The 23,876-nt window shown below is 60.3% G+C and carries 24 protein-coding genes; 13 read left to right on the plus strand and 11 right to left on the minus strand.

Annotation, left to right across the window (positions count from 1 at the left end; all coding sequences use genetic code 11):
* Positions 1 to 187: 187 nt before the first annotated feature.
* A complete protein-coding gene (gene trxA / locus BUB69_RS22745) occupies positions 188 to 517 on the minus strand; it encodes a thioredoxin TrxA (protein WP_004886824.1) in 330 nt (109 codons plus the stop codon).
* 122 nt (positions 518 to 639) lie between these two features.
* Positions 640 to 1,344: a FadR/GntR family transcriptional regulator gene (locus BUB69_RS22750; protein ID WP_073170846.1), complete on the minus strand. Its 705-nt coding sequence runs from the start codon at positions 1,342 to 1,344 to the stop codon at positions 640 to 642.
* A gap of 251 nt (positions 1,345 to 1,595) precedes the next feature.
* On the opposite strand from BUB69_RS22750, the gene BUB69_RS22755 reads away from it, so the two are divergent.
* The 5 genes from BUB69_RS22755 (at position 1,596) to ppx (ending at position 6,309) form a co-directional block, all read left to right on the plus strand.
* Positions 1,596 to 2,381 (plus strand): transporter substrate-binding domain-containing protein, encoded by a 786-nt coding sequence (locus BUB69_RS22755; protein ID WP_073170848.1) that lies wholly within the window; start codon positions 1,596 to 1,598, stop codon positions 2,379 to 2,381.
* 30 nt (positions 2,382 to 2,411) lie between these two features.
* Positions 2,412 to 3,077 (plus strand): amino acid ABC transporter permease, encoded by a 666-nt coding sequence (locus BUB69_RS22760; protein ID WP_073170852.1) that lies wholly within the window; start codon positions 2,412 to 2,414, stop codon positions 3,075 to 3,077.
* A complete protein-coding gene (locus BUB69_RS22765; protein WP_032610709.1) occupies positions 3,074 to 3,724 on the plus strand; it encodes an amino acid ABC transporter permease in 651 nt (216 codons plus the stop codon). Before BUB69_RS22760 ends, BUB69_RS22765 begins: the two co-directional genes overlap by 4 nt.
* Complete coding sequence (locus tag BUB69_RS22770; protein WP_073170856.1) at positions 3,711 to 4,445, plus strand: amino acid ABC transporter ATP-binding protein; 735 nt, start codon at positions 3,711 to 3,713, stop codon at positions 4,443 to 4,445. The genes BUB69_RS22765 and BUB69_RS22770 overlap by 14 nt, the downstream gene beginning before the upstream one ends.
* Positions 4,446 to 4,806: 361 nt before the next feature.
* Positions 4,807 to 6,309 (plus strand): exopolyphosphatase, encoded by a 1,503-nt coding sequence (gene ppx / locus BUB69_RS22775; RefSeq protein ID WP_024695812.1) that lies wholly within the window; start codon positions 4,807 to 4,809, stop codon positions 6,307 to 6,309.
* Here ppx and ppk1 read toward each other — a convergent pair.
* Both ppk1 and hemB read right to left on the minus strand, forming a co-directional pair.
* On the minus strand, positions 6,296 to 8,506 hold the full coding sequence (gene ppk1 / locus BUB69_RS22780) for a polyphosphate kinase 1 (protein WP_073170859.1): 2,211 nt from the start codon (positions 8,504 to 8,506) through the stop codon (positions 6,296 to 6,298). The two genes, ppx and ppk1, sit on opposite strands and share 14 nt — an antisense overlap.
* 16 nt (positions 8,507 to 8,522) lie before the next feature.
* On the minus strand, positions 8,523 to 9,533 hold the full coding sequence (gene hemB, locus BUB69_RS22785; protein WP_073170862.1) for a porphobilinogen synthase: 1,011 nt from the start codon (positions 9,531 to 9,533) through the stop codon (positions 8,523 to 8,525).
* Positions 9,534 to 9,763: 230 nt separating this feature from the next.
* Between hemB and BUB69_RS22790 the strand changes: the two genes are divergently transcribed.
* Positions 9,764 to 10,423: a DedA family protein gene (locus BUB69_RS22790; RefSeq protein ID WP_073170865.1), complete on the plus strand. Its 660-nt coding sequence runs from the start codon at positions 9,764 to 9,766 to the stop codon at positions 10,421 to 10,423.
* 156 nt (positions 10,424 to 10,579) lie between these two features.
* On the plus strand, positions 10,580 to 11,248 hold the full coding sequence (gene elbB / locus BUB69_RS22795) for an isoprenoid biosynthesis glyoxalase ElbB (protein WP_073170869.1): 669 nt from the start codon (positions 10,580 to 10,582) through the stop codon (positions 11,246 to 11,248).
* A 351-nt stretch (positions 11,249 to 11,599) separates the two neighbouring features.
* On the opposite strand, the gene BUB69_RS22800 is transcribed toward elbB, so the two are convergent.
* Entirely contained in the window at positions 11,600 to 13,510 is a 1,911-nt protein-coding gene (locus BUB69_RS22800; RefSeq protein ID WP_073170873.1) for a cytochrome c/FTR1 family iron permease, read from the minus strand.
* 352 nt (positions 13,511 to 13,862) lie between these two features.
* Here BUB69_RS22800 and BUB69_RS22805 point away from each other — a divergent pair, with 352 nt between their 5' ends.
* From BUB69_RS22805 to BUB69_RS22820, 4 genes are read left to right on the plus strand one after another with little or no spacing between them, the layout of a single operon-like run.
* A complete protein-coding gene (locus tag BUB69_RS22805; RefSeq protein WP_073170878.1) occupies positions 13,863 to 15,260 on the plus strand; it encodes a COG3014 family protein in 1,398 nt (465 codons plus the stop codon).
* A gap of 13 nt (positions 15,261 to 15,273) precedes the next feature.
* Positions 15,274 to 15,645 carry a YcfL family putative periplasmic lipoprotein gene (locus BUB69_RS22810; protein WP_073170882.1) on the plus strand — a complete coding sequence of 124 codons (372 nt, stop codon included), beginning with the start codon at positions 15,274 to 15,276 and terminating at the stop codon, positions 15,643 to 15,645.
* 38 nt (positions 15,646 to 15,683) lie between these two features.
* A complete protein-coding gene (lpoB, locus tag BUB69_RS22815; RefSeq protein WP_073170885.1) occupies positions 15,684 to 16,271 on the plus strand; it encodes a penicillin-binding protein activator LpoB in 588 nt (195 codons plus the stop codon).
* A gap of 3 nt (positions 16,272 to 16,274) precedes the next feature.
* Entirely contained in the window at positions 16,275 to 17,015 is a 741-nt protein-coding gene (locus tag BUB69_RS22820) for a penicillin-binding protein activator LpoB (RefSeq protein ID WP_073170888.1), read from the plus strand.
* A 52-nt stretch (positions 17,016 to 17,067) separates the two neighbouring features.
* Here the strand turns inward: BUB69_RS22820 and BUB69_RS22825 are convergent, their stop codons facing one another.
* The 3 genes from BUB69_RS22825 to BUB69_RS22835 all read right to left on the minus strand — a co-directional run bounded on the left by BUB69_RS22825 (position 17,068) and on the right by BUB69_RS22835 (position 20,271).
* Complete coding sequence (locus BUB69_RS22825) at positions 17,068 to 17,700, minus strand: LysE family transporter (RefSeq protein ID WP_073170890.1); 633 nt, start codon at positions 17,698 to 17,700, stop codon at positions 17,068 to 17,070.
* A 67-nt stretch (positions 17,701 to 17,767) separates the two neighbouring features.
* Positions 17,768 to 18,361: a mechanosensitive ion channel family protein gene (locus BUB69_RS22830; protein ID WP_073170893.1), complete on the minus strand. Its 594-nt coding sequence runs from the start codon at positions 18,359 to 18,361 to the stop codon at positions 17,768 to 17,770.
* A complete protein-coding gene (locus tag BUB69_RS22835; RefSeq protein ID WP_073171041.1) occupies positions 18,361 to 20,271 on the minus strand; it encodes an ATP-binding cassette domain-containing protein in 1,911 nt (636 codons plus the stop codon). Before BUB69_RS22835 ends, BUB69_RS22830 begins: the two co-directional genes overlap by 1 nt.
* 46 nt (positions 20,272 to 20,317) lie before the next feature.
* Between BUB69_RS22835 and BUB69_RS22840 the strand changes: the two genes are divergently transcribed.
* Positions 20,318 to 20,791: a TIGR02444 family protein gene (locus BUB69_RS22840; protein WP_073170896.1), complete on the plus strand. Its 474-nt coding sequence runs from the start codon at positions 20,318 to 20,320 to the stop codon at positions 20,789 to 20,791.
* Here the strand turns inward: BUB69_RS22840 and BUB69_RS22845 are convergent.
* Positions 20,788 to 21,729 (minus strand): AlgP family protein, encoded by a 942-nt coding sequence (locus BUB69_RS22845; RefSeq protein ID WP_073170899.1) that lies wholly within the window; start codon positions 21,727 to 21,729, stop codon positions 20,788 to 20,790. The two genes, BUB69_RS22840 and BUB69_RS22845, sit on opposite strands and share 4 nt — an antisense overlap.
* 216 nt (positions 21,730 to 21,945) lie before the next feature.
* On the opposite strand from BUB69_RS22845, the gene BUB69_RS22850 reads away from it, so the two are divergent.
* Positions 21,946 to 22,620: an FKBP-type peptidyl-prolyl cis-trans isomerase gene (locus BUB69_RS22850; RefSeq protein ID WP_073170902.1), complete on the plus strand. Its 675-nt coding sequence runs from the start codon at positions 21,946 to 21,948 to the stop codon at positions 22,618 to 22,620.
* A gap of 75 nt (positions 22,621 to 22,695) precedes the next feature.
* On the opposite strand, the gene BUB69_RS22855 is transcribed toward BUB69_RS22850, so the two are convergent.
* Positions 22,696 to 23,169, minus strand: coding sequence for an Rsd/AlgQ family anti-sigma factor (locus BUB69_RS22855; RefSeq protein ID WP_073170905.1), 474 nt, complete (start codon positions 23,167 to 23,169; stop codon positions 22,696 to 22,698).
* A gap of 174 nt (positions 23,170 to 23,343) precedes the next feature.
* Complete coding sequence (locus BUB69_RS22865; RefSeq protein WP_073170912.1) at positions 23,344 to 23,871, minus strand: disulfide bond formation protein B; 528 nt, start codon at positions 23,869 to 23,871, stop codon at positions 23,344 to 23,346.
* Positions 23,872 to 23,876: the final 5 nt, after the last annotated feature.

Consider the following 23,876-nt stretch of genomic DNA (forward strand, 5'->3'; position numbering starts at 1 on the left):
TGGCTTAATGAGGCCGCGCCGCAGAGAAGGCGACAGGATCGCGTACTAAATCGAAAGGAGAGCGTCGGCGACGGCTAGCAGGGGGCAACGGAGAAGCCGTTGCGGGGCCGAATGTACCACTCGATTTTCAAGGAGTCTAGTACGGCACACGAAAAAAGCCCCGCTATTCGCAGGGCTTTGGAACGCTTCAGATGTTGGCGTCGAGGAAGGCAGCCAGCTGCGACTTCGACAGAGCACCCACCTTGGTCGCTTCAACATTGCCGTTCTTGAACAACATCAGCGTCGGGATACCACGTACGCCGTGCTTGGCCGGGGTTTCCTGATTTTCGTCGATGTTCAGTTTGGCAACGGTCAGCTTGCCTTCGTAGGTGCTGGCAATTTCGTCCAGAACCGGGGCAATCATCTTGCAAGGGCCACACCATTCAGCCCAGTAGTCAACCAGCACAGGGCCTTGGGCCTTGAGTACATCGGCTTCGAAGCTGGCGTCGGTGACGTGTTTGATCTTGTCGCTACTCATGGATGTCTCCGAGTTCGTAGGCTAAAAAACGACGCTCATCATAACGGGCCTCATGACATTCAGGAAGCAAAGGTTCATTGAGTCTGGCTATGACGGCCGATGAGTCAGGTTATAGCTCATCCCTAGCTCGAAGGGGAAACGAAAACGATGCCAGTGCGCAGCGCAGCGCCTCTGATGTGCTCCTGCATGGCCTTTTGCGCAGGACCAGAGGCATGACGGGCCAGCGCGCGGATGATCTTGCGGTGCTCTTGCCAGGTTTCCATGACCCTGGCCGCCCTTATGAACGGCATTTTCTGACTTTCCAGGAAGATGTCGGCACCTGCGGTCACAATTCCGAGCATTGCCTGGTTGCCGCTGGCCACCAGAATGTGCCGGTGAAACTCGAAATCCAGACGCGCAGCGGCCTCGAAGTCGCCGGCGCGCAATTCAAGGCGCATGGCCTCGACGTTATCTTCCAGCACATCCCGTTCGTCGGCCGTCAGCGTCACCGCGGCCAGACCTGCGGCGAAGCCTTCCAGCGCATAACGCAATTGAAACGTATCCGCTGGCGACACCTGAGCATCGAAAGGCCAGGAAAATCCACCTGTGCGCTGTTCTGGTTCAGAAAGCGATTGCACGAACACGCCCTTGCCGGGCTGCACACTGACGACCCCCAGCGCACTGAGCGAGGACAGCGCTTCACGCAGCGAGGCACGGCTGACGCCCAGCAAAACGGCCAGATCGCGTTGCGACGGCAGGCTGTCACCGGGTTTATAGCCTTGCTCGGCAATCAGCTTGCGGATTGCCCTGAGCGCCGATTCAGGTACTGCGAGCGAAGTGTTAGGCATCACTGTTCAGGCCAGTCAGTCCAGTAAAAATCCCTTTTAGCGTCATCGCGCACATTCGGCAAGCGACGCCCAGCACTGGGGCGGCCGGGCTTTGGGGCGCGCCAAAGCAGGGCGCACCCCTGCCTGACTGTTCAGACCAGTAAGACCAAAAAACCGCTGCACACCTTGAGTTATGGCACAAACATGATGAGTGGCATGGGCTGTGCACTACCGGACAAGCCAACATCTTTCGTTCCGCCCGGAGAGTTCTCATGACCAAGCGTTACAGCGCCCTGCTTACTGCCCTGTTTGCCAGCCTGATGCTGAGCCAGGCCCCAGCCCATGCCAATGGCCTGGAAGACGTCGTAGCGCGCGGCACCTTGAAAGTTGCCGTTCCTCAGGATTTCCCGCCGTTCGGTTCGGTAGGCCCGGACATGAAGCCGCGCGGTCTGGACATCGACACCGCACAACTGCTGGCCGACAAGTTGAAGGTCAAGCTGGAACTGACGCCGGTCAACAGCACCAACCGCATCCCGTTCCTGACCACCGGCAAGGTCGACCTGGTGATTTCAAGCCTGGGCAAAAACCCGGATCGCGAGAAAGTCATCGACTTCTCGCGGGCCTACGCGCCGTTCTATCTGGCTGTGTTCGGTCCGCCTGATGCCCCGATCAAGGAAATCGCCGACCTCAATGGCAAGACCATCAGCGTGACCCGCGGCGCAATCGAAGACATCGAGCTGTCGGCCGTCGCGCCACAAGGTGCAACCATCAAGCGCTTCGAGGACAACAACTCCACCATCGCGGCCTACCTCGCAGGTCAGACCGATCTGATCGCCAGCGGCAACGTGGTGATGGTTGCGATCAGCGAGCGCAACCCCAAGCGTATTCCAGCATTGAAAGTGAAGCTCAAGGACTCGCCTGTGTACGTCGGCGTGAACAAGGGGCAGCCGGAACTGCTGGCCAGGGTCAACGAGATCCTGAATGCCGCCAAGGCCGATGGCACGCTGGAAAAAGCGTCCACCACCTGGCTCAAGCAGCCGCTGCCAGCCGATCTTTGATCACCGTTTTCTGATTCACAGGGTCTGCCGATGGCTTATCACTTCGACTTTGCGCCCGTTCTGCAGAACATTGATCTGCTGTTGCGCGGCGCATTATTCACGCTGGAACTGACCGCCATTGGCACTTTGCTCGGCGTCAGCCTGGGGATCGTCGGTGCTGTTGTAAGGGCCTGGAAGATCCAGCCCTTCGCGACGATCTTTGCGGTGTACGTGGAGTTGATCCGCAATACGCCGTTTCTGGTCCAGCTGTTCTTCATTTTCTTCGGCCTGCCCTCGCTGGGCATGCAGATATCGGAGTGGCAGGCCGCCGTGCTGGCAATGGTCATCAACCTGGGGGCCTATTCCACGGAAATCATCCGCGCAGGCATTCAGGCGATTCCCAAAGGGCAGCTCGAAGCCTCGGCGGCCCTGGCGATGAATCGCTATGAGACCTTCCGTTATGTCGTGCTGGTGCCAGCCTTGAGCAAGGTCTGGCCCGCCCTGAGCAGCCAGATCATCATTGTGATGCTCGGTTCGGCGGTCTGTTCGCAGATCGCTACGGAAGAGCTGAGCTTTTTTGCCAACTTCATCCAGTCGCGCAATTTCCGCTCGTTCGAAACCTACATCGTCACCACGCTGATCTACCTGTGCATGGCCCTGCTGATCAGGCAATTGCTGGCCTGGATCGGGCGTCGCTACATCTCGAGGAGCAGCTGATGGACTTTACCCTCTGGGACATCCTGCGCAACCTGTTGACCGGCCTGCAATGGACCGTCGCCCTGTCGCTGGTGGCGTTCATCGGTGGCGGGCTGATCGGCCTGCTGGTGATGGGCATGCGCACCTCGGAGAAATCCGGGCCGCGTGTAGCCGCCAGCTTATATATAGAACTGTTTCAGGGCACCCCGCTGTTGATGCAGCTGTTTCTGGTGTTCTTCGGCGTCGCGCTGATGGGGATGGATATTTCCCCATGGGCAGCCGCCGCGCTGGCCCTGACGCTGTTCACCAGTGCCTACCTTGCGGAAATCTGGCGCGGCTGCGTGGAGTCAATCTCCAAAGGTCAGTGGGAAGCGTCCGCCAGCCTGGCGCTCACCCCGTTTGAGCAGATGCGTTATGTGATCCTGCCTCAGGCCCTGCGTATCGCTGTTGCGCCAACGGTCGGCTTTTCGGTGCAGGTGGTCAAAGGCACAGCCGTGACCTCGATCATCGGGTTCACCGAGCTGACCAAGACCGGCAGCATGCTGGCCAATGCCACGTTCGAACCTTTCATGGTCTATGGCTTCGTTGCCCTGGGCTATTTCATCCTCTGCTATCCGTTGTCGCTCTGCGCGCGCCATCTGGAAAGGAGACTGCATGCCTCTGCTTAGAATTTCCGCCCTGCACAAATACTACGGCGACCATCACGTTCTCAAAGGCATCGACCTTTCCGTGGAAGAAGGCCAGGTGGTGGCGATCATCGGCCGCAGCGGCTCGGGCAAGAGCACGCTATTGCGCACCCTCAATGGGCTGGAGTCGATCAACGACGGCGTGATCGAAGTCGATGGCGAATACCTGGACGCCGCGCGGGCCGATCTGCGCACGCTGCGGCAGAAAGTCGGCATGGTGTTCCAGCAGTTCAACCTGTTTCCGCACCTGAGCGTGGGCGAAAACGTGATGCTCGCGCCGCAGGTCGTGCAGAAAGTGCCCAAAGCCGAAGCGGCAAAGCTGGCGAGGCAGATGCTGGAACGTGTCGGGCTGGGCGAGAAGTTCGATGCCTTCCCGGATCGGCTGTCGGGCGGTCAACAGCAACGCGTGGCGATTGCCCGTGCGCTGGCGATGTCGCCCAAGGTGCTGCTGTGCGACGAGATCACGTCTGCGCTGGACCCGGAGCTGGTTAACGAAGTGCTCAGCGTCGTGCGCCAGCTGGCTGCCGATGGCATGACGCTGATCATGGTCACCCATGAAATGCGCTTCGCCCGGGAAGTGGGCGACAAACTGGTGTTCATGCACCAGGGCAAGGTGCATGAAGTGGGCGATCCGAAAGAACTGTTCGCCAACCCGAAAACCCCGGAACTGGCCAACTTTATCGGGACAGTGGAACAGGCGTGAGACACAGGCCTCACTGAACAAACGAGCCCCTTGGGAGGGGCTTGCCCGCCATGAACGATGACGCGATTTTTCTGAAAAACCGTGCCGACTTCATCGCCGGCAAGCCGCCTCCCACAGCACCGTGTTAGCGGCGACACAGCGCAGCCCCGAAGAGGCGGCGGTGTCGCCCGCGAGCCCGTGCCTGCCGAGCGACAGCGTAGCGTAGCGTCGAAGATATAAGGAGCGCGCCAGTCTGGCTCGGCCAGGAACGATCGCCGGGCCAGATTAATACCGGGTATTTCAGCCGCTTGGGCAGCTTCGCGTTGGCGGCAGAGGTGGATCGTGGCACGATGGCGCGGTTATCGAACGGGATTGCCAGACCATGCCGCACTCTAAACCCAAGAATCTTTCACTGATCGCCGCTATCGACCTGGGCTCCAACAGCTTCCATATGGTTGTGGCAAAAGCCAATCAGGGCGAAATTCGCATTCTTGAGCGCCTGGGCGAGAAGGTGCAGTTGGCAGCCGGAATCACCGAAGAGCGCCAGCTCACTGAAGAATCCATGCAGCGGGGCCTCGACTGCCTCAAGCGTTTCGCCCAGCTGATCAACGGCCTGCCGCTCGGCGCCGTGCGTATCGTGGGCACCAATGCCCTGCGCGAAGCCCGCAACCGCAATGATTTCATTCACCGTGCCGAAGAAATCCTGGGCCATCCGGTGGAAGTCATCTCCGGCCGCGAAGAAGCACGCCTCATCTACCTGGGCGTCTCCCATACCCTGGCAGACACTCCCGGCAAACGCCTGGTGGCCGACATTGGCGGCGGCAGCACCGAGTTCATCATCGGCCAGCGTTTCGAGCCTCTGCTGCGCGAAAGCCTGCAGATGGGCTGCGTGAGTTTCACCCAGCGCTACTTCCGCGACGGCAAGGTGACACCTGCCCGCTACGCCCAGGCCTACACCGCCGCCCGCCTGGAAATCATGAGCATCGAACACGCGCTGCATCGCTTGAAGTGGGATGAAGCCATCGGCTCCTCCGGAACCATTCGTGCGATTGGTGTGGCGCTCAAGGCCAACGGCTACGGCGCAGGCGAGGTCAACGCCGAAGGGCTGGCCTGGCTCAAGCGCAAACTGTTCAAGCTGGGTGACGTCGAGAAAATCGACTTTGACGGCATCAAGCCCGACCGTCGCGCGATCTTCCCGGCGGGCCTGGCCATTCTGGAAGCTATCTTCGACGCCCTCGAACTCAAGCGCATGGATCACTGCGAAGGTGCCCTGCGAGAAGGTGTGCTGTATGACCTGATGGGTCGCCATCATCACGAAGACGTGCGCGAGCGTACGCTGACGTCGCTGATGGAGCGTTACCACGTTGACATGGAACAGGCCGCTCGCGTCGAGGCCAAGGCCCTGCACGCGCTGGAACAGGTCGCCGAGAGCTGGGACCTGCAGCACGAAAGCTATGCAGAGCTGCTGAGCTGGGCTGCCAAAGTGCATGAAGTGGGCCTGGACATCGCCCACTATCATTACCACAAGCATGGCGCTTACCTGATCGAGCACTCCGACCTGGCCGGCTTCTCACGCGAAGACCAGCAGATGCTCGCGCTGCTGGTGCGCGGGCATCGCCGTAACATTCCCAAGGACAAGTTTGCCGAGTTTGGCGATGAAGGCATCAAGCTGATTCGCCTGTGCGTACTGCTGCGCTTCGCGATCCTGTTCCACCACATTCGTGGCACCCAGGAGATGCCACGTGTAGTGCTGCGTGCGGACGGTCCGAACCTGGATGCGGAATTCCCGACCGGCTGGCTGGAAAACAACCAGCTGACTCAGGCCGACTTCGCGCTGGAAGCGGAGTGGCTGACCCGAGTCGGCATCGTCTTCAGCGTACGCTGAGGACCGGGTTGCTCAGGCGCTCCAGCAGGGTCGCCTGGGCGCTTCGAGCGTTCTGATTGCCGGTCGGCGTGCTGCGCACGTAACGCCCGTCAGACTGCAATAGCCAGCTGTGGGTGTTGTCGGTCAGGTAGCTTTCCAGCTCCTTCTTCACCCGCAGGATCAACTTCTTGCCTTCCACCGGGAAGCAGGTCTCGACGCGCTTGTCGAGGTTGCGCTCCATCCAGTCGGCGCTGGACAGGAACATCTGCTCGTCGCCGCCGTTAAGGAAGTAGAACACCCGCGTGTGCTCCAGGAAGCGACCGATGATCGAGCGCACATGAATATTGTGCGAGACCCCGGCGATACCTGGACGCAGGCAGCACATGCCGCGCACCACCAGATCGATACGCACCCCTGACTGACTGGCTTTGTACAGTGCGCGGATGATCTTCGGATCGGTCAGCGAGTTGAACTTGGCGATGATGTGCGCAGGCTTGCCGTCGATCGCGAACTGCGTCTCGCGGGCGATCATGTCGAGCATGCCTTTCTTGAGCGTGAACGGCGCGTGCAGCAGCTTTTTCATGCGCAGCGTCTTGCCCATGCCGATCAACTGACTGAACAGTTTGCCGACGTCTTCACACAGCGCATCGTCTGAGGTCAGCAGGCTGTAGTCGGTGTACAGACGGGCGTTGCCGGCGTGATAGTTACCAGTGCCCAAGTGCGCGTAACGCACAATCTCGCCCGCCTCGCGGCGCAGGATCAGCATCATCTTGGCGTGGGTCTTGAAGCCGACCACACCGTAGATCACCACCGCACCGGCTGCCTGAAGACGGCTGGCCAGTTGCAGGTTGGACTCTTCGTCGAAACGGGCACGCAATTCGATCACTGCCGTGACCTCTTTGCCGTTACGCGCCGCATCGACCAGGGCGTCGACGATTTCCGAGTTCGCGCCACTGCGATACAGCGTCTGACGCACGGCCAGCACGTGCGGGTCTTTCGCGGCCTGGCGCAACAGATCGACCACCGGCGTGAAGGACTCGAACGGGTGCAGCAGCAGGATGTCCTGCTTGCTGATCACACTGAAAATGTTTTCGCTGTTCTGCAGCAGCTTGGGAATCGCTGGCGTGAACGGCAGGTATTGCAGCTCTGGATGGCTATCCAGACCGGTAATGCTGAACAGACGCGTCAGGTTCACCGGGCCGTTGACCTGATACAGCTCGGACTCGTTCAGGTTGAACTGCTTGAGCAGGTAGTCCGACAGGTGCTTGGGACAGGTGTCCGCCACCTCCAGACGCACCGCGTCGCCATAACGACGCGAGAACAGCTCGCCCCGCAGTGCGCGTGCAAGGTCTTCCACATCTTCCGAATCCAGCGCCAGGTCGGCGTTACGGGTCAGACGGAACTGGTAGCAACCCTTGACCTTCATGCCCTGAAACAGATCGTCAGCGTGAGCGTGGATCATCGACGACAGGAACACGAAGTTGTCGCCAGGCCCGCAGACCTCTTCCGGCACCTTGATGATGCGCGGCAGCAGACGCGGCGCCGGGATGATCGCAAGACCCGAGTCGCGACCGAACGCATCGATACCTTCCAGTTCAACGATGAAGTTCAGGCTCTTGTTGACCAGCAACGGGAACGGGTGCGTAGGATCCAGGCCGATCGGGGTAATGATCGGCGCAATCTCGTCGCGGAAATAACGACGTACCCAGGCCTTGAGTTTGGCAGTCCAGTGACGGCGACGAATGAAGCGGACGTGGTGCTTTTCCAGTTCCGGCAGAAGAATATCGTTGAGAATCGCGTACTGGCGGTCAACGTGACCATGAACCAGTTCGCTGATGCGGGCCAGCGCCTGATGCGGCTGCAAGCCGTCGGCACCGGCCTGCTCACGGGCAAAGGTGATCTGTTTCTTGAGGCCCGCGACACGAATCTCGAAGAACTCATCGAGGTTGCTGGAGAAGATCAGCAGAAACTTCAGCCGCTCCAGTAACGGATAGGACTCATCGAGCGCCTGCTCCAGAACCCGTATGTTGAACTGCAACTGAGACAGCTCACGGTGGATGTACAGGCTGCTGTCGTCCAGGTTCGGAGCGACAATGGCAGGCACCACGGCAACGGGTGCCTCGATGGCCGGGACAACGTCAATGTCAGGTTCAACCACGGGAGCAGCTTCCTGAACATCGACTTCAACAGCGGCTTCGATGAGTCCTTCGGTATTCATGAGTGTTCCTGTGAGGCTATTGCCCTTTCAGCAGTTGAGCAGCGCGGACGGCAAAATAAGTGAGGATGCCGTCAGCTCCTGCGCGTTTGAAGGCGGTGAGGGATTCGAGAATCACCCCTTCACTCAGCCAGCCATTCTGGATTGCAGCCATGTGCATCGCGTATTCGCCACTGACCTGATACACAAAGGTCGGCACCTTGAACTCATCCTTGACCCGATGAAGGATGTCCAGGTACGGCATACCCGGCTTGACCATCACCATGTCCGCGCCTTCAGACAGATCGGCGGCCACTTCATGCAGCGCTTCATTGCTGTTGGCCGGGTCCATTTGATAGGACGCCTTGTTGGCCTTGCCCAGGTTCAACGAAGAACCTACCGCATCACGGAACGGACCGTAATAGGCACTGGCGTATTTGGCCGAATAGGCCATGATCCGCACATTCACGTGTCCAGCCAGCTCCAGCGCTTCACGAATCGCCTGGATGCGGCCGTCCATCATGTCGGACGGGGCAATCACCTGCGCACCGGCATCAGCATGGGACAGCGCCTGCTTGACCAGCGCATCGACCGTGATGTCGTTCTGCACGTAGCCTTCTTCATCAAGAATGCCGTCCTGACCGTGCGTGGTGAACGGGTCCAGCGCCACGTCAGTGATGACGCCCAGCTCGGGGAAGCGGTCACGCAGCGCACGTGTGGCGCGCTGCGCGATGCCTTCCGGGTTCCAGGCTTCGGCACCGTCCAGGGATTTCTTTTCGGGCGGCGTCACCGGAAACAGTGCAAGTGCAGGAATGCCCAGCGCCACCCAGCTTTCGGCTTCCTTGAGCAACAGGTCTACGCTCAGGCGTTCGACGCCAGGCATCGAGGCAATGCTTTCACGACGGTTTTCACCGTCGAGTACAAATACGGGAAGAATCAGGTCGTCGACAGTGACAACGTTCTCGCGGACCAGCCGACGGGAAAAGTCGTCGCGGCGATTACGGCGCAGACGAGTGAGAGGAAACAGGCGGTTAGCGGGGGTAAAGCTCACGGCGAGACTCCTGAGCCCGCTTACGCGGGCAAGCGCGACAGTTATAAGCCGCCATTATGACCAATGTGTGACAGTCATGGTTCGACCTGCGACTGCAGGCCGCAGCGACTCAACTGGAGAGAAAGGAACATTGTGGTTGCAAGAATCTTTAACGTCGAGACACATATCGACACTTTCATGATTGCCTTCGGCGCGTTAGGCTGCGTGCTCATTTCGCCAGCATCCAGACAATGCTCCAGAATTTCTTGAATGAGTTTGGCTACTTCGCCCTCTTCCTCGGCACCTTCTTTGAAGGCGAGACCATTCTGGTTCTTGCCGGATTCCTGGCTTTCCGTGGGTACATGGACCTCAACATCGTCATCCTCGTGGCCTTCTGTGGAAGCTATGCGGGCGATCAGCTGTGGTATTTCATGGGGCGCAAGCACGGCCGCAAACTACTGGCCCGCAAGCCTCGCTGGCAGCTTATGGGCGACAAGGCCTTAAGGCTTGTGCGCAAACACCCGGACATCTGGGTGCTGAGCTTCCGCTTTGTTTACGGCCTGCGAACCGTCATGCCCGTGGCCATCGGTTTGTCCGGCTATCCGCCAGGACGCTACCTGCTGCTCAACGGTATCGGCGCGGCAGTCTGGGCGGCGGCGCTGGGGTCGGCGGCGTATCATTTCGGCGCGGTGCTCGAAGGCCTGCTGGGCAACGTCAAGAAATACGAGCTCTGGGTGCTGGGTGCCTTGATTCTGCTGGGCCTTGGCCTGTGGCTGCGTCGCCGTATCAAGAATGCCCGCATCGCCCGCGAGGCCCGTGAAGAGAGACAATGCTGCGCATCCTCAGCGGCTTCCGATCTGGACATGCCGATCGAAGTGCCTGTCGATCTGAAGAAAAAATCCGACGACTGATTACCCCTCCCTATTTCTCCGGGTGCAGGCCAAAACGCCTCGCCCGGATGACGCGCCAACTCCCTGACTGATCCCGCCTCGACAAGACCTGACACTGAACAGATGACGCGCAATGTGTTCCATTGGTAGATGCGTCATGACCAAGGAGTCGAAATCATGCAAAAGAAAGTGGCTGTGATCCTGTCCGGCTGCGGCGTCTACGACGGTGCGGAAATCCATGAAAGCGTGCTGACCCTGCTGCGTCTGGATCAGCGTGGCGCGCAGGTGCAGTGCTTCGCTCCGGACATCGCCCAGCACCACGTCGTGAATCACCTGACGGGCGAGGAAATGCCCGAGACCCGCAACGTGCTGGTCGAGTCGGCACGCATCGCGCGCGGCGACGTGAAGGATCTTCGGGAAGCCGACGTCAACGACTTTGATGCGTTGATTGTCCCTGGCGGATTTGGCTCGGCGAAGAACCTGTCGGACTTTGCACAACAGGGCCAGGCCTGCCAGGTCAACCCTGAGCTGCTGGCGCTGGCCGAGGCTTTTGCGCTGGCAGGCAAGCCGGTCGGACTGATCTGCATCACCCCGGCCCTTGCTGCCAAGATCTATGGCCCGGGCGTGACCTGCACCATCGGCAACGACCCCGAGACAGCCGCTGCCATCACCAGAATGGGCGGCGCGCATCAGGACTGTGAAGTATCCGAGATCGTGGAAGACGAAGCACGAAAACTGGTCAGCACCCCGGCCTATATGGTCGCAAAGAGCATCAGCGAAGCGGCATCGGGCATCAACAAACTGGTTGATCGCGTGCTGGAACTGACGCAGGAGCAGGATGCGTGAGGATGCGAAACTGATGTTTCTGCGCTCCGCGCTCTACGCAATCCTTATTGGATAACTGCACATTTGTGGGAGCGGACTTGTCCGCGAAGAAGCCGGTACATCCACCAGAGATGCAATCGCCAAACCGCTGCATTCGCGGACAAGTCCGCTCCTACAATGCGCAAACAAACCGTGGGAGCGGACTTGTCCGCGAAGAGGCCGGTAAAACCGACAAATATTCAGCGGCTGAAACACAGCATTCGCGGACAAGTGGAACGCCGCCCGGTCCGCGAAGTTTGCTGCGCGACAGCGCGGCGTCGTAGACGGGGCGGGACCTACCACGGGATGTGTATTCCGCCAGCCGTCGTTGTTTCAGCCCGGTCTCTGCGCAGCCACCTCAACCCTGCGCTTCTCCGCCAGACGACTGCGGCCATACAGCACCGCAATAGCGGCCAGCGCAATGGCCTGCGCCGCCAGCGAGTAGGCATCGGCGTGAATACCCAGCCAGTCGAACTCAAAGAACGGCACAGGTCGGGTGCCGAAGATACCGGCTTCCTGAAGCGCCTTGACGCCGTGACCGGCAAACACCACTGACAACGCACACAACAGGGCAGCGTTGATGCTGAAGAACAGCGCCAGCGGCAGTTTCGCCGAACCGCGCAGGATGACCCACGCCAACCCCACCAGCAATACCAACGCTGTGGCACCGCCCGCCAGCACGGCGTTATGCCCGGCCGGACCTGCCTGCAGCCATAGGGTCTCGTAAAACAGGATGACCTCGAACAGCTCGCGGTAGACCGAAAAGAACGCCAGCACTGCGAAGCCGAAACGCCCGCCGCCGCCGACCAGACTGCTTTTTACGTAATCCTGCCAGGCAGCGGCATGCCGGCGATCGTGCATCCACACGCCCAGCCAAAGCACCATCACGCTGGCGAACAGTGCGGTCGCGCCTTCTAGCAACTCACGCTGCGCACCACTCACGTCGATCACATAAGCGGCCACTGCCCAGGTTGCCAGGCCCGCCAACAGCGCCAGGCCCCAGCCGACGTTGACGCTGCGCACCGCAGACTGTTGGCCGGTATTGCGCAGAAACGCCAGAATTGCGGCCAGCACCAGAATCGCTTCCAGCCCTTCGCGCAGCAGAATCAGCAGCCCTGAAATGTAGCTCAGTGACAGACTCAAACCGTCGCTGCCCAGCAAGTCAGCCGACTGTTTCAGCTTCGCCTTGGCCGCTTCCAGCTTCTGCGCCGCCTGCGGGACAGGCAACCCGTCCTGCAGGGACTGACGGTAAGCCATCAGGCTCTTTTCAGTGTCTTTACGAACCTGCGCGTCGACGTTATCCAGCGAACTCTCGACCAGCTCGAAACCTTCCAGATAGGCCGCCACAGACAAGTCATACGCCTGCTCGCGATCACCTGAGCGATAGGCCGCCAGACTCTTGTCCAGCGTCACGCTGGTGTAGTCGAGCAACTGCGCAGGGCCGCGCTGAACCTGCGGGGGCTGAGAGCGCTGGGCGCGAAATATCGCGGCAGCGTCCGGACCTTCGGCAGCCAGGGTCTCCACCGGGGTCTGACGCGTCAGGTCCGCAAGGTTGTACGTCTTGGCCGGGCTGGCGACGGGTTGCGCGCTGAAGCTTGCAATGTAGGTTGCAATGTCCCAGCGCTGACGATCATCAAGCTGGTCGGCGAACGCGGGCATATCAGTCCCGGCGATACCCAGACCCAGCGTGTTGTAGAGGCCGTAAAGGCTCAGGCGATCCATCCGCGCGGCGTCGCGCAGATTGCCCGGCGCAGGCTCCAGACCGATACCGGCCGGGCCGTCACCGAGACCTGTATCGCCATGACAGACCGCGCAGTGCTGCGCGTACAACGGCGCACCTCGGGCAGGGTCAGGGGTGATGGCAGGGGCCTGGCTGACTTCATAAGCCAGCGCCAGCCTTGCGCCCAACTGCCTGGCCTGACGAGCCACAAGCGTGCCGTCCTGTCGCTTGCCGACAGCCGTCTTCAAGTCAGCTGCGCCCTGCTCGAGTTCAGCGCGCTCGGTGCGTTGCGGCAGTGCAACGATCAGGCTCTGAAGCGCATCGAGCGATTGAACCTGCCCTTGATAGCCTGCGGCATCGATCACTTTGCCGTCTGCCACGGTCGCCGGGTAGTCCGCGCTCAGGTAGTCCAGCACATGCAGCGCCTGAGCGGCACCTTCGACGGGATCAGCCAGTACGCCGAAGCTGCACAGCGTCAACATCGGCGCCAGAAGCCGGACAAGCAAACGGGAAAGCGGGAGCATTGGTGAATCTCAATAAGAATGCGATGCGTTGCATTGTTCACGTCAACGGGACGCTACTCAATACTCCGGGCAGTTTTTTGTTACATACTTTTACAGAGAGGTGTGAATGGCGGGCTCGCTCGGATGACGCCTGAAACTGTGCGGTAGGTCTCGACTGAACGGTAGGAAACATCCAAAACCTACGTAGGACATCAAAAAGCCATTGTCATCCCATTCCCTGCGCCTATAATTCCGCGCCCGCAGCGCTGGATCCATTCAGATACGCGCGGCCTCACTATTCAGACAGTCACGCTGCCTGATCAAACGGACTTGAATAGCCGCCCTGGCTATCCCCTTAGGGAATAGAACGCCTATGTCCTCTCGTGCCCTGACCGCGCTTGCGCTGATCTCTGCTTTTCAACTGGCGGGCTGCTCTGCATTTCGCAGCTACGACACAGAATTGAAGGAAACCAATCAGCAACTGGCCAGCGGCAATGTCGATGCCGCCATTGGCACCCTTGAAAAGAACAACAAGGGTGAGGACAAAGACCTTCTCTATTACTTCGAGAAAGGCGAGCTGCTGCGTGCCAAGGGTGACTTCGCCGGCAGTCAGACTGCCTGGCGTGCCGCTGATCTGGTGGTGTTCAAGTGGGAGGAGTCGGTCAAGCTCGACACCGACAAATACCTGGCCCAGTTCGGCAGCTTCCTGGTGAACGACAAAGTACGTCGCTACGAAGGCTACGATTACGAAAAGGTCATGCTCACCACCCAGATGGCGCTTAACCACCTCGCCCGCAATGATTTCGACGGCGCCCGTACCGAGATCAAGAAGACCCACGAGCGTGAAGCCGTCATCGCCGAGCTGCGCGACAAGGAATACCTGAAAAGCGAACAGGAAGCCGAGAACCGGGGCGTGCGCACCGAATTCAAAGAGCTCAAGGGCTACCCGGTCGCCTCACTGGATGCACCTGAAGTCGTCAGCCTGAAAAACAGCTATCAAAGTGCGTTCAGCCACTACCTGTCCGGCTTCGTGTACGAAGCGCTCGGCGAGAAAGGCCTGGCAGCGCCCGGCTATCGCAAGGCAGCCGAGCTGCGTCCCAATACGCCATTGCTGGAACAGGCGCTGAAAGACCTCGACGCTGCGGCCAGCAAAGACGGCAACAGCGAAGTGCTGATCGTGGTGCAGAGCGGTTTCGCACCGGCCCGCGACTCGGTCCGTATCCCGCTGCCGCTGCCGATCAGCGGCAATCTGGTCATCACGCCGTTGTCTTTCCCGGTCATCAAGCCCGACACCTCCACGCCCGCCTTCAACCAGATCACCCTGGACGGAAAGCCGCTCAATCTGACACTGCTCAACAGCACCACCGACATGTCCCGCCGCGCACTGCGTGACGACATGCCCGGCATCATCCTGCGCACCACGGTCCGCGCCATCACGCGTGGCGTTGCCCAGAAGCAGCTCAACGACGTCAACCCGCTGGCCGGTCTGGCCGTGGGCATTGCCTCGGCCGTCACCGAAGGCGCCGACACCCGTACCTGGCGCACGCTGCCGGACAACACAATGGTCGCGCGCCTGCGCCTGACCCAGGGCGAGCACCAGATCATTCTGCCCAACTCGATGGGCGGCTCGCATGTGCGGGTTAGCGTCGATCAGCGCTATCAGGTGATCCCGCTACGCGCACTGGGCAGCCAGGTCTATGCAGGCAGTCTGGCCGCCCACGTCATGTCGACGAACGCGCCACAAGCCATCGCAACCGCCAAACAACCCTGATCGGAGATTTTCCATGCGTATGAAGATTCTTGGCCTGCTGGCATTGGCCTTGTTGGCGGGATGCTCAACACCGCCACCCCCGGCGCCGGGCAGCGCAGCCAGCAAGGTGGTGTCGATGGGCGACACCAAAAACATCGAAGTCGGTGCCATGCGTGTCGCGCGTGAAAACGGCTTTCTGACCGTCAAGGCACAGTTGACCAACACCAGCAGCCGCAACCGGATGATGTATTACCGCTTTGCCTGGCTGGGCAACGATGGCTTTCCGGTTGCCGATGAAGAGAGCTGGAAAAGCATGACCCTGTACGGCTCGCAAAGCACCGTGCTGCCAGCCATCGCACCGGTTCCGCGTGCGACCGATTTCCGTATCGAGATCAACACGCCTTGATTGGCACACCTTTTTGCCCAGTTCTGGAGAACGCCTCAATGCTTACACGCTTCTGCTCCATCGCCGCCCTTGCACTGCTGGTCACCGGCTGCGCCAACAATTCGCCCAGCCTGGGCAGCAAGAACATCAGCTACGGCGACACCAAGGCCGTCGAGACCGTCACCAACGAATTCGGCTCGACCGACCTGCAGATGATTGCCGAAAGCATGACGCGTTCGCTCGCCCAGTCCGGGACGCTGCAAGGCCGTCCGGTGGTTCAGGTCTATGACGTGAAGAACAAGACCAGCGAATACATCGATACCCGCGAGATCACCACCTCGATCAAGACCCAGCTGATGAAAAGCGGCACCGCCCGTTTTGCCAGCGACGACAACCAGATGCAGAACCAGGTCGATCAGCTCAAACTGCAGAACCAGAGCGGTCTGTACAAGAAGACCACCGTTGCCAAGACCGGCAACATGGTCGCTGCCAAATACCGTCTGGAAGGCTCGATCAGCTCCATCGTCAAGCGCAGCAGCGACTACAAGGACGTTTTCTACAAATTCAGCCTGCAATTGATCGACGTAGAAAGCGGTCTGGCCGAGTGGATGGACGAGAAAGAAATTCGTAAAACCACGGAGCGTTAACAGATGCGCGCATGGATTGGCATTATCGGCATGGTCTGCGCCTTCGGTGCGCAGGCTGCCCCGAAGATCGCAGTGACAGACATGGCTTTTCAGGAGCGCGTGGAGCAGTACATCCACACCGTTTCGGCCCGCGCCAACCTGCAGGCCAATCGTTACAGCGCAAGCGGCTCGTCGAGCTATGACGAGTACGAGTCGCGCACCAGCTACATCGAGCAAGGCGAACTGCGCAAGTTCAGCGGCGACATCAAGGGCGAGATTCTCAAGTCCGGCATGTTCCAGCTGGTGCAGGGCACGCCCTACACCGCCAGCTCGAAAGAAGACGTTTACGACGTCATCAAGCGCATCAAGAACGGCAACTTCAAGGGCGCGGACTACGTGCTGTTCGGCACGGTCTCGGATATCGACTTCCAGCAGGACGTCGGCGAGATCGCCAACACGGATAGCCACTCGGCGATTCTGGCACTGACACTGGTGGCGGATTTCAGCCTGATCAACACCCGCACCTACGAAGTCACCTCGGCGTTCACCGCCATGGGTGAAGGCCAGGACACCAAGCTGGTGAATGGTCGGGACATCAAGGTCTCGCTCAATCGTGGTCGCGTGATTCGCGACGTGTCCAAATCGATTGGCGAAGACGTGGCGCGCCAGTTGCGTGAGCAACTGCGCGGCGAGGTGGAATACACCGAGCAGCGTCAACCGCAGAACAGCCTGCCCCGAGACGAAGCGCCGCGTATCCTGCGCTAGCGACAACCTGCATTCGCGAGCCGCTCATCATGGGCGGCTCGCGCAATGCTGATCAGGCCGTGCCGCGATGCAATGTCGCGAGAAAACCGGCAGCTCCGACAAACAGACTGGCAAAGGTGCGGTTGAGGCGACGCTGCTGACGGGGTGTCTTCAACGCACGCAGCACCTTCGACGCAAGCCCCGTATAGCCCGCCATAACCGTCAGGTCCACGACCACCATGGTGGCGGCGATGATCACGTATTGCATCAGCAACGGCGCAGCAGGGTCGATGAACTGCGGCAGGATCGCCAGCATGAACACCAGCGCCTTGGGGTTGCTGATGTTGACCAGAAAGCCTCGCAGAATCAGCCTCAAGGGACTGCCGACCGGGCGGACAGCCGACTCATTGGACAGGTCCATGGGCAACGCCCGCCACTGTTTGATGCCCAGATAGACCAGATACGCCACGCCGAACCATTTGATCAACGCGAACGCCAGTTCGGATGCAGCGAGCACTGCGCCCAGCCCGGCCGCGACAATGGCGATCTGCGCCACCAGCGCGATTTGCAGACCGAGCGCATTCCAGTAACCGCGAAGAAAGCCATATTGCAGGCCGCACGACATGGAGGCGATAGCGCCTGCACCAGGGGAAAGACTGATAATCCAGCAGGCCGCAAAAAAGCCCAGCCACGTTTCAAGCGCCATCACGCACCTCAAGCAAAGTTCAATGCCCGTTAAATTAGTGCGTAACGCGCGCCGTGACTATTGATTTCTAATCCTGCTCGTCTTGCGGAGTCGGGCTGGCGGCCTGAGGGTACTGTTCGCTCCCGCGCCAGCGACGCACCGACTTCTGGAAGAACTGGCTATTGGGCACCTGAACCAGTGCACCACCGGCTTCCGGGGTTTCGATCAGGGTCGTGAACATCAGGTTGATGGCGACTACCCGGCCTTTGACGCCGGGCTTGTCCAGGGTGTCGACCAGCTCGACCAGATCACCGATACGGAACGGGCCGATGGTGAAGATCAGAATCGCGCAGAGCAGGTTGGACAGCACGCTCCACATGGCGAAAAACGCCACAGCGGCGACGGCAACGAAGCCCGACAAGGCGGTCCACAGCACGGTGGCCGACACGCCGAGGCGCCCCAGCACAAACACGAACGCACTGCCCATGATCAACCAGCGCAGACCGCCACGTACCGGAACCAGAAGCTCGGGCGGCAATGGGTAGCGCTCGCCCAGACCGGTCAGAAAACGCCCGACGACGCGTTGCAACACGTAACCCGCCAGGAGAATCAGCAGGATTTGCGCACCCAGCAGAATCGGCTCGACCCAGTACGCAGAAACAGGCAACCCCAGCATTTCCATCACGACAAGGCTTCCAGCTCGGCCTGCATCGACTCCAGCAACTCCAGTGCCTGCATCCAGGCGTCTTCCAGCTCGGACTCACGCACTTTCAGCTTTGCCTGCTCGGCCAGCAGGTCGCGCAGCTTGTCCTTGCTGGCGGCGTCATAGTTGGCGCTGTCGGCCAGGGCCTCTTCAACCTTGGCGAGCTTCTCGTGCAGCGTGCCCAGATCGCGCTCCAGCTTGTCAGCCTCGCGCTTGTGCGGGGCCAGTTGCTGACGCAGTGCCGCAGCCTGCTGACGCTGGGCTTTCTTGTCCGTCTTGTCGGCGTTGACCGGCGTGTTGCTGACCGGCGCGTTGCGCAACCTGTAGTCAGCCAGCCAGCGTGTGTAGTCGTCCAGGTCACCATCGAACTCCTGAACACGGCCATCAGCGACCAGCAGGAAATCGTCAGTCGTGCTCTTGAGCAAGTGCCGGTCGTGAGACACCACCAGCACCGCGCCACCGAACTCCTGAAGCGCCATGGTCAGCGCCAGACGCATTTCCAGATCGAGGTGGTTGGTCGGTTCGTCGAGCAGCAACAGATTGGGTTTTTCCCAGGCAATCAAGGCCAGCGCCAGACGCGCCTTTTCACCGCCGGAGAAGTTCAACACGGGCTCATCCAGACGCGCGCCACGGAAGTCGAAGCCGCCCAGAAAGTCTCGCAGGGTCTGCTCGCGCTCGGTCGGCGCCAGACGCTGCAAGTGCAGCAAAGGCGTGGCCTTGGCGTCCAGCGAATCGAGCTGATGCTGGGCGAAGTAGCCCACGGTCAGGTTCTCGCCGCGCACCAGTCGGCCGCTTTGAGGTTCCAGTTCGCCAGCCAGGTTCTTGATCAGCGTGGACTTGCCTGCGCCGTTAGGCCCCAGCAGACCGATACGCGCACCCGGCGTCAGTTGCAGTTTGACCTTCTCCAGGACGGTCTTGTCGCCGTAACCCAGACGCGCGTCGGACAGGTCCAGCAACGGGCTGGATATCTTGTCGGATTCGCGGAAAACGAAGTTGAACGGCGAGTCCACGTGCGCAGCGGACAGCTCTTCCATGCGCTCCAGTGCCTTGATCCGGCTCTGGGCCTGACGCGCCTTCGTGGCCTGAGCCTTGAAGCGCGCGATGTATTTTTCCATGTGCGCGCGTTGTACCTGCTGCTTCTCGTAGGCCTGTTGCTGCTGGGCCAGACGTTCGGCACGGGCGCGCTCGAAGGCACTGTAGCCGCCACGGTAAAGCGTGATCTTGCGCTGCTCGACATGGGCGATGTGATCGACCACGGCATCGAGAAAATCCCGGTCGTGGGAAATCAGCAACAAGGTGCCCGGATAGCTTTTCAGCCAGTCTTCGAGCCACAGGATCGCGTCGAGGTCCAGGTGGTTGGTCGGCTCGTCGAGCAGCAGCAGGTCCGAAGGACACATCAGAGCCTGCGCCAGGTTCAGGCGCATGCGCCAGCCACCGGAGAAGCTGCCGACCTGGCGTTCCATCTGCTCATTGGTAAAGCCGAGGCCTGCCAGCAGCTTGCGGGCACGTGCATCGGCGGTGTAGCCGTCAGCACTGTCGAGTTCCGCGTGCAGGCGCGCCTGTGCGGCACCGTCCTGCGCCGCTTCGGCTTCGGCCAGCAGGCGCTGAACCTCGCGCAGACGCACGTCGCCATCGAGCACGTAGTCCACGCCCAGACGTTCGAGCGTGTCGACCTCCTGACGCATGTGAGCGATGCGCCAGTCAGCGGGCAACAGACAGTCACCGGCATCGGGCGTAAGCTCGCCGCGCAACAACGCGAACAGGCTGGATTTTCCGGCACCATTGGCACCGATCAGACCGGCTTTATGGCCGGCGTGCAGGGTCAGCTCGGCGTCTTCTAGCAGACGTTGCGGACCACGCTGTAAGGTAAGGCTTTGAAGTCGAATCATAATGGCGGCGGAGTCTACCAGCTTCGTCCCGAACAGGTAGATCACTATGCCTACAGACCTCTGGAGTTTCACCCTGGATTTTTACGCGCGACCGGGCGTGGAACAGGCGTGTCTTGAGCTGCAAGCCAACGGGGCCAACGTGTGCGCAGTATTGTGCGGCGTATGGCTGGGGGTGCGTGGCGTTGAATGCACTGTGCAACGATTGATGGAAATCGGACAGTTGGCGACGCCCTGGCACGATGAAGTGGTGCGGCCGCTGCGCGAGGTGCGCATGCAATGGCGAGAGGCGGCACGCCAGGACGCGTCGCTGAGTGCGCTGCGTGCCCAGGTGAAAGCGCTGGAACTGGAGGCTGAACAGCAATTGCTGAGTCGGCTCGAAACGCTGGTCCAGGCGTGGTCACGCCGAGAAAAGCCGAACGTCAGCGCGTGGCTGGACGGGCTGGTCGATCAGGACGCGAAAAAAAGCCGCGATGCGCTGCAGGTGCTGCGCATCGCGGCCGATGACACTCTTAAGCCTTAGGAAGCGCTGGTGGGTGTCGTGCCGTTGGACGCTGCTGGCGCAGGCGCGGCCGCTGGCGTTGGAGCCGCAGCGGCAGGCTTGGCTGCAGGTGTCGCGGTCGCAGCGGGCTTGGCAGCTGCAGGTTTTGCAGCAGGCTTGGCGGCGGACCTGGCAGCGGGTTTTACCGCGGCCTTGGCTGGCGCTTTCACCGCAGCCTTGGCCACCGGCTTGGCAGCGGCGCTTGCGGCCGGTTTGGCAGCAGGTGCCTTGGTTGCAGTTTTAGGCGCAGCGACCTTCGCAGCAGCAGGCTTGGCAGCCGCCGTTTTGGCAGCGACTGGCTTGGCAGCTGGAGCCTTGGCCACCGGTTTGGCGGCTGCTTTTGCTGGTGCTTTTGCCGGAGTTTTGGCTGCAACAGGTTTGGCGGCAGCCGATTTGGCAACCGGTTTAGCGGCAGTTTTCACCGGTGCTTTGGCGGCAGGCTTGGCAGCAGGCGACTTGGCGGCAGCTTTGGGTGCAGGCTTGGCAGTTGCTGCTTTGGCGGGCGCAGCGGGCTTGGCGTCACGGGTGGTGAGGATCTTGCCTACCGCTTCCTTGACGCGACCAATGCCCTGAGCAAGCTTCAGGCTTTCTTGGGCATCGCGCTTGAGGTGCAAAATGTAGGTACGGGTTTCAGTCTGACGGTCCTTGAGAGCGTCCAGCAATTCTTCCAGTTCAGACACGGCGTCTTTGGCCTTGGTCTGTGCCTTGGCCTTACCGGCTGTGGCAGCATCCTGCAATTTGGTGCGGGACTTGTGCAGTTTTTCCTGCGCCTTTCCGCGTTGTTTCTCAAGCTTGGCGAGCAACTTCTCGGCATCAGCCAAAGCTTGGGAACAGGCGTCTTCCAGATGTTCTAGCAAGCTGCCCGATAATTGTTGGAGCAAATGCAACGGAGTGTTTACTGGCTTCTTTTTGGCCGACATGACTTACCTCCTGGCTGACGAAATTGCGGCTCATACTAGACTTCTGCTCGCATCGCCGCTAGGGCATCTTGACACCATGAAAGGCGGCCTGTTGCATACTGCACAAAATGATTAATACGCCCGATTCAAGGGCGTTACGAAATTCACCTGGCAAGACCCGTCACGGCAGGCGCTTGCACTGGCATAATCGCTGACTTCCCAGGCCGGAGAGCATCCATGTCGCGCTACCTGTTAACGTCGTTGTTTCTCTTGCTACCCATGGCTCAGGCCACTGAAACCCCTCCAAACACTGATTCACGCGACCTTGCCTACAGCCTGGGCGCCAGCCTTGGCGAACGTCTGCATCAGGAGGTTCCTGACCTGGACCTCAAAGCACTGGTGGACGGCTTGAAGCAGGCTTATCAGGGCAAACCACTGGCGCTCAAGCAGGAGCGCATCGATCAGATCCTGCGCGAGCACGATGCGGCCATGGCCCAGGCGGAAACCACGGGCACGGATGCGCCGACCGAAGCTGCACTGGGCGCGGAAAAGCGTTTCATGGAAAGCGAGAAGGCCAAGCCTGGCGTCAAGGTGCTGGCCGACGGCATTCTGATGACCGAGCTGACGCCGGGCACCGGGCCGAAACCGGACGTGAACGGCCGGGTGGAAGTTCGCTATGTGGGTCGCTTGCCGGACGGCACGATCTTCGATCAGAGCACACAACCGCAATGGTTCAGGCTCGACAGCGTCATCAGCGGCTGGACCACCGCCCTGCAGGGGATGCCGACGGGCGCAAAATGGCGTCTGGTGATTCCCTCGGATCAAGCCTATGGCGCTGAAGGCGCGGGCGACCTGATCGATCCGTTCACCCCGCTGGTGTTCGAGATCGAGCTCATTGCAGTCTCGCAATAACCCGCCGCTGCAAAAACGCAAAAGGGTGCAAAAGCACCCTTGGCAACGCTACCCCACGCAACGATCACGAAGCGGTCAAACCTGTGCGGCGACCTCTTCCTTGTGGGAGTTGTGCAGCACTTCGATCAGGCAGTCTTCCAGCTCAAAGCGCTCGTGAAGCAAGCCACCCAGCTGGTTGAACTCCTTTGCAACCACCGAGGAGTCTGAGCAATCGCCTTTGTCACAGCGATCATTGAAAGCCAGCGCAAACTTGGTGATGACATCCAGACGCGGGTAAAGGGTTTCAGCCAGCTCAAGCCCACGCTCGTCATTGAACGCCCGGGCTTCGTCGCCCAGTTGTTCGTAAACCTCAAAGTGCCCGGCCGACACATAATCAACCAGAATTTCGCAAAAATTCTGCAGTCCGGCGCGATCGGCAGCGAGTGCTTCAGGCGTGTCGCCCAGCGCATCGTAAGCCTTGATCAGTTCGTGGCGGTCCTGTAACCAGCGATCAATCAACAGATTGACACCACCCCAGCGTTCCTGAGCATTCTGACAACTTTCCAGCATGGTCTTCTCTCTTCCCTTCAGGGGCAGGCGGTCCTTGTGCTGGCCTTGGCGATCTGTAGGCCCTGGCCCGTTGAAGGCGCCAGTACAGCATACTTCCAATGACGCGTGCGGCCCAGATTATGCCCGCTCGACCAGGCCTTCAAGGTACGCAGGAGATAAAGTTCATACAAGCGTTTAATCGTCGGCCCGACTTTCGGCCGATATCCAGCGGCTCAATTCGCTCAGCAATGGGTAAAGCGCGAGCAGGGCAAGGGCCACGAATGCCAGCAGACTCCACTCGGGCAAACTGATGCCGAACAGCGACCAGGTGATCTGCGCACAGAACGCAGCGCCATCGCGCAAACCCTCGCCCCACCGGCCCGGCGCAATGCTGTCGAGCCCCTGTTGCAGCGTTGCGATCACGGGCGTCAGCTCTTCGGCCGAAGCGGTTTGCAGCCACACTTGAATCCCTGCAATGGCCACCCCGGTGAGCGCGACCACCAGCAACCCCACGCAATACCGGCGCCAGCCATCTGCACGGGGCGAATGGCAGGCGGCTGCCAGCGTCAGTACGCCGCAACTGACCATCGAAGCGCGCTGAAACAGGCAGAGCGGGCAGGGCTCAAGCCCAACGCTATGCTGGAGATACAGGACAGCGGCAATGATCAATGCACATGTCAGGAATGCCAGAAAAAACAACGAACGCGTGCGAGCCAGGTGCATGGCAA

The organism is Pseudomonas asturiensis (assembly GCF_900143095.1).
Classification (GTDB): domain Bacteria; phylum Pseudomonadota; class Gammaproteobacteria; order Pseudomonadales; family Pseudomonadaceae; genus Aquipseudomonas; species Aquipseudomonas asturiensis.

Coding starts and splice junctions, on each gene's coding strand:
- trxA (WP_004886824.1), bottom strand. CDS start 517: ATGAGTAGCGACAAGATCAAACACGTCACCGACGCCAGCTTCGAAGCC.
- BUB69_RS22750 (WP_073170846.1), bottom strand. CDS start 1,344: ATGCCTAACACTTCGCTCGCAGTACCTGAATCGGCGCTCAGGGCAATC.
- BUB69_RS22755 (WP_073170848.1), top strand. CDS start 1,596: ATGACCAAGCGTTACAGCGCCCTGCTTACTGCCCTGTTTGCCAGCCTG.
- BUB69_RS22760 (WP_073170852.1), top strand. CDS start 2,412: ATGGCTTATCACTTCGACTTTGCGCCCGTTCTGCAGAACATTGATCTG.
- BUB69_RS22770 (WP_073170856.1), top strand. CDS start 3,711: ATGCCTCTGCTTAGAATTTCCGCCCTGCACAAATACTACGGCGACCAT.
- ppx (WP_024695812.1), top strand. CDS start 4,807: ATGCCGCACTCTAAACCCAAGAATCTTTCACTGATCGCCGCTATCGAC.
- ppk1 (WP_073170859.1), bottom strand. CDS start 8,506: ATGAATACCGAAGGACTCATCGAAGCCGCTGTTGAAGTCGATGTTCAG.
- BUB69_RS22790 (WP_073170865.1), top strand. CDS start 9,764: ATGCTCCAGAATTTCTTGAATGAGTTTGGCTACTTCGCCCTCTTCCTC.
- elbB (WP_073170869.1), top strand. CDS start 10,580: ATGCAAAAGAAAGTGGCTGTGATCCTGTCCGGCTGCGGCGTCTACGAC.
- BUB69_RS22800 (WP_073170873.1), bottom strand. CDS start 13,510: ATGCTCCCGCTTTCCCGTTTGCTTGTCCGGCTTCTGGCGCCGATGTTG.
- BUB69_RS22805 (WP_073170878.1), top strand. CDS start 13,863: ATGTCCTCTCGTGCCCTGACCGCGCTTGCGCTGATCTCTGCTTTTCAA.
- BUB69_RS22810 (WP_073170882.1), top strand. CDS start 15,274: ATGCGTATGAAGATTCTTGGCCTGCTGGCATTGGCCTTGTTGGCGGGA.
- lpoB (WP_073170885.1), top strand. CDS start 15,684: ATGCTTACACGCTTCTGCTCCATCGCCGCCCTTGCACTGCTGGTCACC.
- BUB69_RS22820 (WP_073170888.1), top strand. CDS start 16,275: ATGCGCGCATGGATTGGCATTATCGGCATGGTCTGCGCCTTCGGTGCG.
- BUB69_RS22825 (WP_073170890.1), bottom strand. CDS start 17,700: ATGGCGCTTGAAACGTGGCTGGGCTTTTTTGCGGCCTGCTGGATTATC.
- BUB69_RS22830 (WP_073170893.1), bottom strand. CDS start 18,361: ATGGAAATGCTGGGGTTGCCTGTTTCTGCGTACTGGGTCGAGCCGATT.
- BUB69_RS22835 (WP_073171041.1), bottom strand. CDS start 20,271: ATGATTCGACTTCAAAGCCTTACCTTACAGCGTGGTCCGCAACGTCTG.
- BUB69_RS22840 (WP_073170896.1), top strand. CDS start 20,318: ATGCCTACAGACCTCTGGAGTTTCACCCTGGATTTTTACGCGCGACCG.
- BUB69_RS22845 (WP_073170899.1), bottom strand. CDS start 21,729: ATGTCGGCCAAAAAGAAGCCAGTAAACACTCCGTTGCATTTGCTCCAA.
- BUB69_RS22850 (WP_073170902.1), top strand. CDS start 21,946: ATGTCGCGCTACCTGTTAACGTCGTTGTTTCTCTTGCTACCCATGGCT.
- BUB69_RS22855 (WP_073170905.1), bottom strand. CDS start 23,169: ATGCTGGAAAGTTGTCAGAATGCTCAGGAACGCTGGGGTGGTGTCAAT.
- BUB69_RS22865 (WP_073170912.1), bottom strand. CDS start 23,871: ATGCACCTGGCTCGCACGCGTTCGTTGTTTTTTCTGGCATTCCTGACA.